14 protein-coding genes are annotated in these 11,877 nt (G+C 67.8%); 8 read left to right on the plus strand and 6 right to left on the minus strand.

The window, feature by feature from the left end:
* Positions 1-50: 50 nt before the first annotated feature.
* From ABD260_RS01150 to ABD260_RS01165, 4 genes are all read left to right on the plus strand, one after another.
* Entirely contained in the window at positions 51-1,271 is a 1,221-nt protein-coding gene (locus ABD260_RS01150; RefSeq protein ID WP_344231387.1) for a bifunctional glycosyltransferase family 2/GtrA family protein, read from the plus strand.
* Positions 1,272-3,293 carry a glycosyltransferase family 39 protein gene (locus ABD260_RS01155; protein ID WP_344231388.1) on the plus strand — a complete coding sequence of 674 codons (2,022 nt, stop codon included), beginning with the start codon at positions 1,272-1,274 and terminating at the stop codon, positions 3,291-3,293.
* 244 nt (positions 3,294-3,537) lie between these two features.
* Entirely contained in the window at positions 3,538-3,852 is a 315-nt protein-coding gene (locus tag ABD260_RS01160) for a hypothetical protein (protein WP_344231389.1), read from the plus strand.
* Between the two features lie 200 nt (positions 3,853-4,052).
* The gene (locus ABD260_RS01165; RefSeq protein WP_344231390.1) at positions 4,053-4,475 is read left to right on the plus strand and encodes a hypothetical protein; all 423 of its coding nucleotides are present in this window, start codon (positions 4,053-4,055) and stop codon (positions 4,473-4,475) included.
* 9 nt (positions 4,476-4,484) lie between these two features.
* Here the strand turns inward: ABD260_RS01165 and ABD260_RS01170 are convergent, their stop codons facing one another.
* The gene (locus tag ABD260_RS01170) at positions 4,485-5,108 is read right to left on the minus strand and encodes a TetR/AcrR family transcriptional regulator (RefSeq protein ID WP_344231391.1); all 624 of its coding nucleotides are present in this window, start codon (positions 5,106-5,108) and stop codon (positions 4,485-4,487) included.
* Positions 5,109-5,161: 53 nt separating this feature from the next.
* On the opposite strand from ABD260_RS01170, the gene ABD260_RS01175 reads away from it, so the two are divergent.
* Both ABD260_RS01175 and ABD260_RS01180 read left to right on the plus strand, forming a co-directional pair.
* Entirely contained in the window at positions 5,162-6,241 is a 1,080-nt protein-coding gene (locus tag ABD260_RS01175; protein ID WP_344231392.1) for an FAD-dependent monooxygenase, read from the plus strand.
* Between the two features lie 21 nt (positions 6,242-6,262).
* Positions 6,263-7,132: a phosphoribosylaminoimidazolesuccinocarboxamide synthase gene (locus ABD260_RS01180; RefSeq protein WP_344231393.1), complete on the plus strand. Its 870-nt coding sequence runs from the start codon at positions 6,263-6,265 to the stop codon at positions 7,130-7,132.
* On the opposite strand, the gene ABD260_RS01185 is transcribed toward ABD260_RS01180, so the two are convergent.
* The 5 genes from ABD260_RS01185 to ABD260_RS01205 are packed head-to-tail and all read right to left on the minus strand — an operon-like array spanning position 7,129 to position 10,832.
* A complete protein-coding gene (locus tag ABD260_RS01185; RefSeq protein WP_344231394.1) occupies positions 7,129-7,641 on the minus strand; it encodes a hypothetical protein in 513 nt (170 codons plus the stop codon). The genes ABD260_RS01180 and ABD260_RS01185 overlap by 4 nt on opposite strands.
* Positions 7,642-7,664: 23 nt before the next feature.
* Entirely contained in the window at positions 7,665-8,315 is a 651-nt protein-coding gene (locus ABD260_RS01190; RefSeq protein ID WP_344231396.1) for a CDP-alcohol phosphatidyltransferase family protein, read from the minus strand.
* Positions 8,315-9,640: a hypothetical protein gene (locus ABD260_RS01195; RefSeq protein ID WP_344231398.1), complete on the minus strand. Its 1,326-nt coding sequence runs from the start codon at positions 9,638-9,640 to the stop codon at positions 8,315-8,317. Before ABD260_RS01195 ends, ABD260_RS01190 begins: the two co-directional genes overlap by 1 nt.
* On the minus strand, positions 9,640-10,314 hold the full coding sequence (locus ABD260_RS01200) for an ABC transporter ATP-binding protein (RefSeq protein ID WP_344231399.1): 675 nt from the start codon (positions 10,312-10,314) through the stop codon (positions 9,640-9,642). The genes ABD260_RS01195 and ABD260_RS01200 overlap by 1 nt, the downstream gene beginning before the upstream one ends.
* Positions 10,314-10,832 (minus strand): PadR family transcriptional regulator, encoded by a 519-nt coding sequence (locus tag ABD260_RS01205; protein ID WP_344231400.1) that lies wholly within the window; start codon positions 10,830-10,832, stop codon positions 10,314-10,316. Before ABD260_RS01205 ends, ABD260_RS01200 begins: the two co-directional genes overlap by 1 nt.
* Positions 10,833-10,947: 115 nt before the next feature.
* On the opposite strand from ABD260_RS01205, the gene purS reads away from it, so the two are divergent.
* On the plus strand, positions 10,948-11,199 hold the full coding sequence (gene purS / locus ABD260_RS01210; RefSeq protein WP_344231401.1) for a phosphoribosylformylglycinamidine synthase subunit PurS: 252 nt from the start codon (positions 10,948-10,950) through the stop codon (positions 11,197-11,199).
* A complete protein-coding gene (gene purQ, locus ABD260_RS01215; RefSeq protein WP_344231402.1) occupies positions 11,196-11,867 on the plus strand; it encodes a phosphoribosylformylglycinamidine synthase subunit PurQ in 672 nt (223 codons plus the stop codon). The genes purS and purQ overlap by 4 nt, the downstream gene beginning before the upstream one ends.
* Positions 11,868-11,877: the final 10 nt, after the last annotated feature.

Genomic DNA, 11,877 nt, shown 5'->3' on the forward strand with positions numbered 1-11,877 from the left:
GCCAGCCACGCACAGGGGCTGGCTCAGGTTCGCCGGACAGCATCGGTGCCATGGAGATTCCAGGGCATCCTCGGGTCGAGATCGTCGTACCCGTCAAGAACGAGGAGAACGACCTCGGACCGAACATCAGGCGGCTCCGGGAGTTTCTCGACGCCGCCTTCCCGTTCTCGGCCGAGGTCTGCATCGCGGACAACGGAAGTACGGACGCGACCTATGAGATCGGCGTGCTGCTCGCCACCGAACTGCCCGGAGTGCGGGTGGTGCGGCTGGAGCAGTCCGGGCGTGGGCGGGCGCTGAAGCAGGTCTGGTCCGCGAGCAACGCCGAGGTGCTCGCGTACATGGACGTCGACCTGTCCACCAACCTCAACGCGCTGCTTCCATTGGTCGCACCCTTGCTGGCCGGCCACAGTGATGTTGCCATCGGCACCCGATTGGCGAAGAGCTCCCGGGTGGTCCGGCGGCCGAAGCGCGAGATCATCTCCCGCTCGTACAATCTGTTGCTGCGGGCAACTTTGAGCGCGCATTTCTCGGACGCGCAATGCGGGTTCAAGGCGGTCCGCGCCGAGGTCGCCCGCGAGCTGCTGCCGCTGGTCGAGGACACCAGCTGGTTCTTCGACACCGAGCTGCTGGTGCTGGCCGAGAAGGCCGGCCTGCGCATCCACGAGGTGCCGGTCGACTGGATCGACGACCTGGACTCGCGGGTCGCGATCGCGAAGACGGTCGGCGAGGATCTACGCGGCATCGCCCGGCTGATGCGCAGCCGGGCGGATCTCGAACCGGTGCGGCAGAAGTTCGGCCGGCCGCGCATCCTCGATCCACGGACCGCCATGGCCGCGCGGGTCCTGCGGTTCTGCGCGGTGGGCGTGCTCAGCACCGCGGCGTACGCGCTGCTCTATCTCGTGCTGCGGCAGGGCCTGCCGGCCCAGGTCGCGAACCTGCTGGCGTTGCTGATCACCGCGGTCGGCAACACCGCGCTCAACCGGCGGATCACGTTCGGCGTCCGCGGCGTGGAGGGCCGGTGGCGGCATCAGCTCCGCGGCCTGGTCACCTTCGGCATCGGCTGGAGCCTGACCGCGGCGTCGCTCTGGCTGCTGCACACCGCCGTCGCCGCGCCGCACCAAGCGGTCGAGATCACCGTCCTGACCGCCGCGAACCTGGCCGCCACGGTGGTCCGCTTCAGCCTCTTCCAGACGTGGGTGTTCGACGACGACGCGCCTACCTTGCCCGCCTTCGAATCGCCGGCGGTTCTCGATCAAACCCGGAGCAACTGAATGACCACATTATCCGATCCCGTCGAGGCGACTCGGCCACGGGCGATCACCACCCAGTACACCCTGGGCAAAGACAAGATCCTGTACGGCGGATTGCTGGTACTGACCGCGATCGCCTATTTATGGGGCCTTTCCAAGAACGCGTACGCGAACGAGTACTACGCGGCCGCCGTACAAGCCGGGGCATCGAGCTGGAAAGCCTGGTTCTTCGGGTCCTTGGACGCTTCGAGTTTCATTACCGTCGACAAAACGCCCGCCTCGCTGTGGGTGATGGGATTGTCGGCGCGGATCTTCGGTTTCAGCAGTTGGAGCATGCTCGTACCGCAGGCGTTGATGGGCGTTGCGAGCGTCGGATTCGTGTACGTGTCGGTGCGGCGATGGTTCTCCGCGAATGCCGGTCTGCTGGCGGGGGCGATCCTCGCGTTGACGCCCGTCGCGGTGTTGATGTTCCGGTTCAACAATCCTGATGCGTTGCTGATTCTGCTGTTGTGCGCGGGGGCTTGGGCGGTTACGCGGGCGATCGACTCGTCGACGCACGCCGCGCGGTGGATGATGCTGGCCGGTGCATTGGTCGGGTTCGGGTTCCTGACGAAGATGTTGCAGGCGTTCTTGATCCTGCCGGCGTTCGGGCTGGCGTACCTGGTTGCCGGCAAGCCACAGTTGGGGAAGCGCATCCTGCACCTCGTACTGGCCACTGTTTCGTTGATCGTCAGCGCCGGGTTGTGGGTCGCGATCGTCGAACTGCTACCTGCTTCGGCGCGACCGTACATTGGTGGGTCGTCGAACAACAGCATTCTTGAGTTGACGCTTGGGTACAACGGGCTGGGTCGGTTGAACGGCAATGAAACCGGGTCGGTTGGTGGCGGCGTCGGGAATCCTGGGTGGGGCGGTTCCACCGGCGTACAGCGGTTGTTCGGTGGGGAGTTCGCGTCCCAGATCGCCTGGTTGTTGCCGGCTGCGTTGCTTGCGACCATTGTGTTGGTGGTTGCCGCGGGCAAGGCGCCGCGGACGGATCGGAAGCGTGCGTTCGCGTTGTTGTGGGGCGGGTGGCTGGTTGTCACCGGGCTGGTGTTCAGTTACATGCAGGGGATCATCCACAGCTATTACATGATCGCGCTGGCCCCGGCGATCGGTGCGGTGATCGGCGCGGCGATGTTCGTACTGTGGTGGCGACGCGACGAGTGGTTGCCTCGGGCAACTCTTGCTGGTGGGATTCTGCTGACCGCTGGGTGGGGGTTCGCGCTGCTTCGGCAGACGCCGAGCTGGCAGCCTTGGTTGCGGTGGGTTGTGCTGATCACCGGTGTGCTTGCTGCTGGGTTGCTGATGCTGCTGCCGGAGTTGAAGCTGCATCGGGTTGCGGCTCGGCGGGCGGGGTTGTTCACGGCGGCTGTGCTGGCTGTGAGTGCGTTGGCCGGACCTACTGCGTACTCCGTCGAGACGATCAGCAGTGCGCACGCCGGTGCTTTGCCGTCGGCTGGTCCGTCCAGTGCCGGGGGGATGGGCGGCTTCGGGCGGATGGGGATGCCACCCGGCCAGCTGGGCACACAGAACGGGGCCGGCACATCCAACGGGACTGGTACGCAGAACGGGACTGGGGGGCAGAACGGGACTGGGCGGGTTGGCCGCGGTATCGGTGGGATGGGTGGGTTCCTTGGGGGCGGCGGGATCAGCAGCGTGTCCAGTGAGTTGGTGACTCTGTTGCAGCAGGGAGCCAAGGGCTACACCTGGGCAGCTGCCGCGGTCACCGCCAACGGAGCCGCTCCGCTTCAGATCGCTTCCGGCCAGCCGATCATGGCGATCGGCGGCTTCAACGGCACCGACCCTGCGCCCTCGCTGGCCGAGTTCAAAGAACTGGTTGCCCAAGGCAAAGTCCACTACTTCATCGGTTCGTCCGGTTTCGGCGGGCCTGGCGGTCGCGACGGCACCACCGCCGAGATCGCCGCCTGGGTAGCGCAGAACTTCCAATCCCAAGCTGTAGGCAGCACCACCGTTTACGACCTGACCACCAAGGCTGGAGCCTGATATGTCAAACCACCCTGACCCCTCCAACCAGACCGCCCCGCACCCGGCCGCTCCGCAGGTCAACCAGGGTGTCCAAGGGGATCCTTCCGGACATGCCGTGCCGTCCGGGTATGCCGCGCCTGCCGCGCCGTCGGGTGCAGCTGCTCAAGCGGGTGGTTCCGCGCCAACCCAAGCACCCACTGGTGGGGCGACCGGAAAGCGCCCGAGCACCGTGGTCCTGGCCGGCGCTGGTTCCGTGTTAGCCGTGCTCGCTTTCCTGGGCGGGATGGCGGTCGGCCATTCCTGGGATGGCACCAGCAACCAGCAGGGCCAGTTCGGCGGCCCCGGCGGCGGCTTCCGCGGCGGCTTCCCCAACCAGGGCAACGGCAACGGCACCTTCCCAGGCCAGGGCACCGGCCAGGGCCAGGGATCAACCGGCCAAGGACAGGGCACCACCGGCCAAGGTCAAGGATCGACCGGCCAGGGCCAGGGATCAACCGGCCAAGGCCAGGGCAACACCGGCCAGGGTCAGGGATCGACTGGTCAGGGAAGTCCGCAGGGGCAGGCCCAAACCGGCTGACCAATCCGCTGCCCCTCACCGCCAAACGGGTGGATGGGGACCGAAGGACAGGTAGTACACCGGCGGGACGGTGTACGCACGGGAGCATTCACGCTCAGGTGTACTAGTCCCGCCCGACCACTACCTGTTCTTCGGTACACAAAACCGGATCGTGATGCGGGAGGGTTGGGAAGCGGGTCGGGTGGGGTATGGATCGGGGCGTGGAACTGTCGAACCTCACCTGGGTGTTGACCGCGCTTGGTGCGGTTGTGGTGTTGCTGACGCGGGTACGGCTGGGTGGGACGGTCGTGGACGGGACCGGGCACGGCGCCGGCCGGCAGGGGTTTTCGGCGGGATTGTTGCGGCTGCACACGCTTGTGGGTGTGATCACGCTGGTCGGGTGGATCGTTGCCCTGGTCACCGGCCGGCGCGAGATCGCGATCGGGATGCTGGCCGGGTGGTGGGTGCTGACTGTCATCGGGCTGTTGCTGCTGGCCCGATGGTTGCCGAGCGGTGGAAGGCACTCCGAGGACAGCAAGGCGGATGCGTGGGGTTCGGGCGCGGGACTGTCGGTGCTTGGGCATGTCGGGATGCTGATCGGGGCCTGCTACTTCACCTACGTGTCGTTCGCCGATCGGCTGTGAACTGGTAGTTCAGCTGCCGGGGTTCGGCTCGCTGGTGGTTTTGAGGCCGGTGATCAGGGCGGTGACGGCGCGGCGGACGGCGGTCTCGTACGCGGTTGGGGTGAGGGTGGCGCCGACGCCGGCCACGCGGTCGTACATCAGGCCGTCGAGCATCGCGGCGACCGGCCAGGCGGCCTGGTCCGGGGTGGGGACGTCCAGGGCGGCGAGGAGTTGGGCGAGCATGGTGCGGAGCTGGCGGCCGCCTTCGTCGATCGCGGTCCGGAGTTCGGGGCGGCGGGCGGCTTCGAGGGAGAGTTCGTAGCGGGCGATCAGGTCGTCCGGGCGGGTGTGGGCGAGGGTGACGGTCATCGTCACGATCAGGTCGAGCGGGTCGCCGCCGGCGGGTGGCATGCCGCCGACGTCGCGGGTCAGCATCCGATTCACGCAGGCGGCGAGGAGCGCGTCGCGGGTACGCAGGTAGTACGACGTCGAACCGGGCGGAAGCCCCGCCTCGGCATCCACCGCCCGATGCGTCAACCCACGCAGCCCACGAGTGGCAACCAGCCGGATAGCCGCATCCGCAATCGCCTCCCGCCGCCCCATCCCCCGGGGAGCCCGCCCATCGGCTCCGCGCGGCTGCCGGTCACCAGTCACGGGGGACAGTCTTGCACTGGTGGGGTGGACTCTACAGGTGTAGAGTTTTGATTATGCGGACGGCGATTGTGGTGGGCGCGGGGATTGGTGGGGTGACGGCTGCTGTCGCGTTGCGGCGGTGTGGATGGCGGGTGACTGTGCTGGAGCGGGCGCCGGAGTTGGGGGAGGTCGGCGCGGGGATCTCGGTCTGGCCGTCGGCGGTCGCCGTGCTCGAGGGGCTGGGGGTGAAGGGCGTCGAGAAGGCGTCGGTACGGGCGAAGCCGGCCGGGATGCGGAAGCCGGACGGGCGCTGGGTTGTCGGCGCGGCGGAGCTCGGTGTGGAGATTCCGGTGATGATCCACCGCGCGCAACTGCACGATTTGATCACCGCTGAGTTCGGCAACCCCGCAGCGGAGAGCGGTGGGGTGACGGTGTGTACGGGGTACGAGGTGGTGGATGTTCAGCAGGATCGGGATGGGGTGGTGGTGAACGGGGAGCTGAGGGCGGATCTGCTGGTAGCGGCTGATGGGGTTCGCAGTGTGATTCGGCAAGGGTTGTACCCGGATTACCAAGGCCCGAGGTACTCAGGAGTATCGGCGTTTCGGGGGATTGCGGATGTCGCGGTGGACGACGGCGGTGGCGAGACTTGGGGCCGTGGGCAACTGTTCGGGTTCGCCCGGCTGATCGACGGCCGCTTCTACTGGTACGGAACCGCGAACCAGCCGCCAGGCACCACCGGCGAGCCGACCGCCTTCACCAGCTGGCATGAGCCGATTCCGCAGCTGATTTCCGCCACCGAAACAGTTCTGCAGAACGACATTTACGACCTCACCCTCCCGCTGGTCCCGTTCGTGCAGGGCCGGATTGTGCTCCTGGGGGACGCGGCGCACGCGATGACGCCCTATCTCGGTCGCGGCGCCTGCTCCGCAATCGAGGACGCCGGCGCCTTGGCCCGCCACCTCGAAAGCACCCCCGACCTCACCGCAGCCTTGACCGCGTACGACGCCGAGCGCCGCCCCGCCACCACCAAGCTGGTGAAACGCTCCCGGAGCATCGGCCGCCTGTCCCAAACCGAGAACAAACTGCTGTGTACGCTCCGCGACGGAGTGTTCCGCATCGGCGGCAAACTGATGTCCCTGCGCGCCCGCACCTGACCGGATGAAAGAATCCGGGTCGTGACCACTCAGCCGCAGGCGCCGGAGATTGCGGGCGCGAAGCACATCCACTCCGGCAAGGTCCGGGACCTGTACGAACTGGAGTCCGGCGACCTGTTGATGGTCGCGAGCGACCGGATGAGCGCGTTCGACTGGATTCTGGAGACGCCGATCCCCGACAAGGGGAAGGTGCTGACCGCGATGAGCCTGTGGTGGTTCGAGCAGCTCGACGTGCCGAACCACATCATCTCCACCGACGTCCCCGCCGAGGTCGCGGGCCGCGCCGTGGTCTGCGAGAAGCTGGAGATGTACCCGGTCGAGTGCGTCGCCCGCGGGTACTTGAGCGGCTCCGGCCTGCTCGACTACAACGCGACCGGCGCCGTCTGCGGCATCCCGTTGCCGAGCGGCCTGGTCGAGGGTTCGCGGCTGGAGACACCGATCTTCACCCCGGCGACCAAGGCGGAGCTCGGTGAGCACGACGAGAACGTCTCGTACGAGGCGGTGGTCGCGACTGTCGGCGCCGAGACGGCCGCCGCGCTGCGCGACACCACGCTCGACGTGTACACGACTGCCCGGGCGATGGCCGAGCAGCGCGGGATCATCCTCGCGGACACCAAGTTCGAGTTCGGTGCCCGCGCCGACGGGACGCTCGTACTGGCCGATGAGGTGCTGACGCCCGACTCGAGCCGGTTCTGGCCGGCTGAGCAGTGGGCGCCGGGGAAGCAGCAGCCGTCGTACGACAAGCAGATCGTCCGCGACTGGCTGCAGTTCGAGTCGGGCTGGGATCGCGCGTCCGGCGAGGCCCCGCCGCCGCTGTCCGACGAGGTGATCGAGCGCACCAGGTCGGCGTACATCGGCGCGTACGAGCAACTGACCGGCCGGAAGTTCTAGAACCCACTCACCCCAAGCGCGAGCAGTACGAAGCGGGCACAACGCCCAACCAGTACGGACAGGGTGAAGACGACTGTCTTCATCCGGGACGCACCACCGATCAGCGCCACCCCGTACAGCGGCGGGATGCCGATGAAGGCGCTGAGCAACGTCACCGGGGCACCCCAGCGGCTGTCGCTCATCGCGTCCAGGAGCCGCTTGCTGACGCCCCGGTTCCACTGGACGAAGCGACCCCAGCGGGTGTCGAGGTTGACCGGTTTGGGCTCTTTCGACTTCCGATCGGCATAGCCGGGGCGATAGCGCACGGCCAGGAACATCGCCACCTTGCCGATGGTCTGGCCGATCGACACCCCGATCGCCGCCACCACCGGGTCGAGCGCACCGGAGACACCGACCCCGAGGACGTACGCCTCGGCGTTCATCACCGGTATCACGGCTGAGCCGATACCGAAGCCCACCGCGAGTACCAGTTGCCACGCCCACATGTCATCGAGGCTAAGCGCGATCATGGCCGATGCCAGGGAACTCAGGTCTACTTCCGGGCGGGACCAGGGTCCACCCCCTCCGGTAGGGCCGGCGCCGCGGGCCGGCGGTCACAGAGGATCTCGATCAGCCGATACGCCGAGACGACCTTCACCAGGCAGGCGGCGATCGCCACCGCGTACGGCAGCGTCCACAGGGCGCCGGCCTGATGGGCTACGACCAGCGAGATCACGACCGCGGCGGTGTTCAGCGCCTTGGCCGGTTTGGACCAGTTCCACAGGTAGATCGGGCGGTCCACCTTGTAGAAGTAGTTCGGGCTGAGCGTCCAGGGCCACAGCAGGAACGACAGCGTCAGCATGGTGTCCAGTACGCCGAACTGCACCAAGTAGATCGCCAGCGGCCCGATGGTCGACGGGAACGTGGCCATGAACGCGGCCGCGAGCAAGAAGGCGCAGGCCCGGTCACAGACGACGTCGAGCACCGCACCGGACAGGGACTCCTCGCCACGAGCCCTGGCCACTGCTCCGTCGAGAATGTCGCCGATCCAGTACGCGGCGTAACCGGCCAGCAACCACCTGAGCTCTCCGGTGTGGAAGGCGACGGTGGCGACTGTCATCGCCGCGACGGTGCGGACCAGTGTGATGCGGTTGGGGATGCCCAGGAGCTGGTCAGGCCGGGCTGTGAGGCTGATCGAGGTCATCAGGCAGCCCTCAAGTTCTCCGGGGCGAGGGCGTCCCGTAGCTGGTTGCGGAGCAGGTAGCAGGCAGCGGCGCCGCCGAGGTGGCCGATCAGCCAGCCGAGGGCGCTGAGTGCGACCGCGACGAGCAGCTTGGTGAGCCCGAGCTGACTGGTAATGCCGACGGTCATCCGGCTCATACCGGTCACCACTCCGAGCAGCAGGCCAACTGACAGTGCCGGTGCGGCCACCACTGTCAGTTGGCGGCGGATCACCCGGCGCAGGAACGGCAGGTCGACGCCGAGCGCGGTCAGGCCGGCCAGCTGGCGGCGCTGATCGACCAACTGGTCCGCGACGCCGACGATGATGGTGGCGAGTACGGTCAGGGTGATCAGGAGCATCCCGGTGATGGCCAGGCCGTACCCGGTGGCGTAGAAAGTCGCATCGGCCGCGTACTGGTTGTCCGCGAGCATGCTGACGATCGCATCGGCGAGTGCGCCGATCACGAAGCCGCCGAGGCCCAGCAGCACGCACATCCGGGTAGCGGATCGTTCGGCGTTGGTGAGCCGGACACCGGTCAACAGGTTGGCGGGATCGCCGGACCGTTGCAGCCACCTTCCTACCGCGCGGATCCATCGCCGGGTAGAGATCCCGGCGAGCACCGCGATCCCGGCCAGCGTGATCGGCGAGGCGAGCAGCCCCAGGTACGTCGAGCTCAGCAGTCCGAGCACGATCAAGAACGGGCCGGCGACGAGACTGCTACGCCACCGTGTCCTCGACTGTGGTTGGTGCGGCCCAGGGCCGACGTGATGGAGCAGGCTCCCGGTCAACGCGGCGACTGCCGTCGTCGTCGCAACCACTGGAGCCCACAGCGCGGCGTCCAGAAGCTCCAAGCCGGGGAAGACGCGGGTCACCTGTGGCAGTGCGGCGAAGACCAGGCTGAGCAGCAGATAGACCGGTCCGGCAAGCAGTCCGCCGGCCAGGCCGGCCATGGCCGTGTCTGTCACGGACAGCTGCCTGACCTGCCTGCTGGAGGCGCCGGCGAGCCGGAGTGCGGCGAGTCGGCGTTCGCGGGCCGCCGTACCCAGGCGCAGTGCCTGGACCGCGAGTCCGGCCGTGGAGAGTGCCAGCACGACAAGCACCGCGATCAGGCCCGGCCGGAGTCCGCTCTGCGCGATGTACGCGCTGTGTACCTGCCTGCTGAGCTCGCCTCCGCCGAGGCGAGCGACGTGCAGAGCGTTGATCAGGAGGGCTCCGCTGAGTGCGAACGCCGCGGTGGCCAGCCGGACGCGACCGCGATCCGCGGGCGTCCGGGACCGCGCCAGTAGTACCAGCGTCTTGGGCGTCATCAGAACGCAACCACGTGCTGGACCAGGCCGTCGCGCAACCGGACCTCGCGGTCCGCCGATGCGGCGACCAGGTTGTCGTGCGTGACGAGCAGGAGCGCGGCCCCGCGATACCGGGCAGCCTGAAGCAGTACGTCGAGCAACTCCTGGCCGGAGCGGCTGTCCAAGCTGCCGGTCGGCTCATCCGCGAGTACGACGGCCGGGTCGGTGACCAGTGCGCGCGCAACCGCGGCGCGCTGCGTCTGACCGCCGGACAGCTCAGCTGGAACCGTATGGGCGTCGTCCGCGATCCCCACCTGCTCCAGCCAGCCCATGGCCGAGTTGTGTGCGTCAGTGCGGTCATGCCCGTCCAGCAGCAGTGGTAGCGCGACGTTGTCGATCAATGGCAGGTCAGGCACCAGTTGACCGAACTGGAGCACGACGCCGATCTGCGTACGCCGCAGTCGTGCCCTTTGGTCTTCGGGCAGCTCAGCGAGGTCCTGTCCGGCCACGCGAACCTGCCCCGCGCCCGGAGTGAGGATGCCTGCCGCACAGTGCAACAGAGTGGACTTGCCGCACCCGCTCGCGCCCGTCACCGCGACTACCTCGCCGGGCTCGAGCCGCAGACTCACTCCGCGCAGAGCGGTGTTCCGTCGGTACGAGTACTCGACGGAGTCGAGTTGGAGTGCCGCATTCATCAAAGAGTCCGCTCCTGCTCGGAGATGTGGTCAAGAGCGCTGTCCAGCCATCGGAGGTCAGCATCGAGATGGGCCACGATGTACTCGCGGACCAGTGGCGAGGTCGGATCGTCCTCGGCCGGCGTCTCGCGCAACTGGCGGATCCGGCGCAGGTGGCTGGCGCGTTGCCGGGCCAGGAAGCCGGCCGCGTCCTTGCCGGTGCGGATCGCGGCCACGAGCTTGCGCAGCATTTCGTCGGCGCTGCCCCAGGCCGGAGCCACCGGGTCGTTCAGCCAGTCGGAGAGGTGGTCGCGGCCTTTTCCGGTCAGGGCGTACACCGTGCGGTCCGGGCCGCCGCCGGAGGTCTTCTCGACCACTTCGACGAGTCCGTCCCGCTCCAGCCGGCCGAGCGTCGTGTACACCTGCCCGAACGCGAGCGGCCGGCTGTCCGGGAACCAGGCGTCGTGGCCGCGCTTGACGTCGTACCCGTGTGCCGGTCCGGCGGACAGCAGTCCGAGAACGAGCTCCGCAGTGGCCATGGGAAAGGACTATACACTGTGTGTATATACTGAGTGAATAGCCCCACGATGCGGTGTTCTCGGCCGCCGTCGCTAGAATTCAGGCGTCACCCCGGAACGAACTCTGGAGTAATCAGTGGCTCGCGTTGTCGTCGACGTCATGCTCAAGCCCGAGATCCTCGACCCGCAGGGCAAGGCGGTGCACGGCGCGTTCGGCCGGCTCGGCTTCGACGGCGTGGCCGACGTCCGGCAGGGAAAGCGCTTCGAGATCACCCTGGACGGTGCGGCGACCGAGGAGCGCGTCGCCGAGATCCGGAAGGCCGCGGACACCCTGCTGGCCAACCCGGTGATCGAGGACTACACGCTGCATGTCGAGGACGAGCAGTGAAGATCGGGGTCGTCACCTTCCCGGGTTCGCTGGACGACGCCGACGCCCGCCGCGCGGCTGCCGTCGCCGGTGCCGAGGCGGTCGCGCTCTGGCACGGTGACGCGGACCTGCGGGGCGTGGACGCGGTCGTCCTGCCCGGCGGCTTCTCGTACGGTGACTACCTGCGGGCCGGCGCGATCTCCCGGTTCGCCCCGGTGATGGACACCATCATCAAGAAGGCCGGCGAGGGCCTGCCGGTGCTGGGGATCTGCAACGGCTTCCAGGTGCTGTGTGAGTCGCACCTGCTGCCCGGTGCGCTGATCAAGAACCACCACCGCAAGTTCATCTGCAAGGACCAGCCGCTGCGGATCGAGAACAACCGCACGGCGTGGACCAGCGACTACGACGCCAACCACGAGATCACCATCGTCCTGAAGAACCAGGACGGCTCGTACGTGGCGGACGACGCGACCCTGGACCGCCTGGAGGGCGAGGGCCGGGTCGTCGCCCGGTACCTGGACCAGAACCCGAACGGTTCGTACCGCGACATCGCCGGTATCACCAACGAGCGCGGCAACGTGGTCGGTCTGATGCCGCACCCGGAGCACGCCGTCGAGACACTGACCGGCCCGACCACGGACGGCCTGGGCTTCTTCACCTCGGTGCTGAAGGCCGTCGTCGCCTCCTGATGAGGTGGTC

This window comes from Kribbella hippodromi (assembly GCF_039531045.1).
Classification (GTDB): domain Bacteria; phylum Actinomycetota; class Actinomycetes; order Propionibacteriales; family Kribbellaceae; genus Kribbella; species Kribbella hippodromi.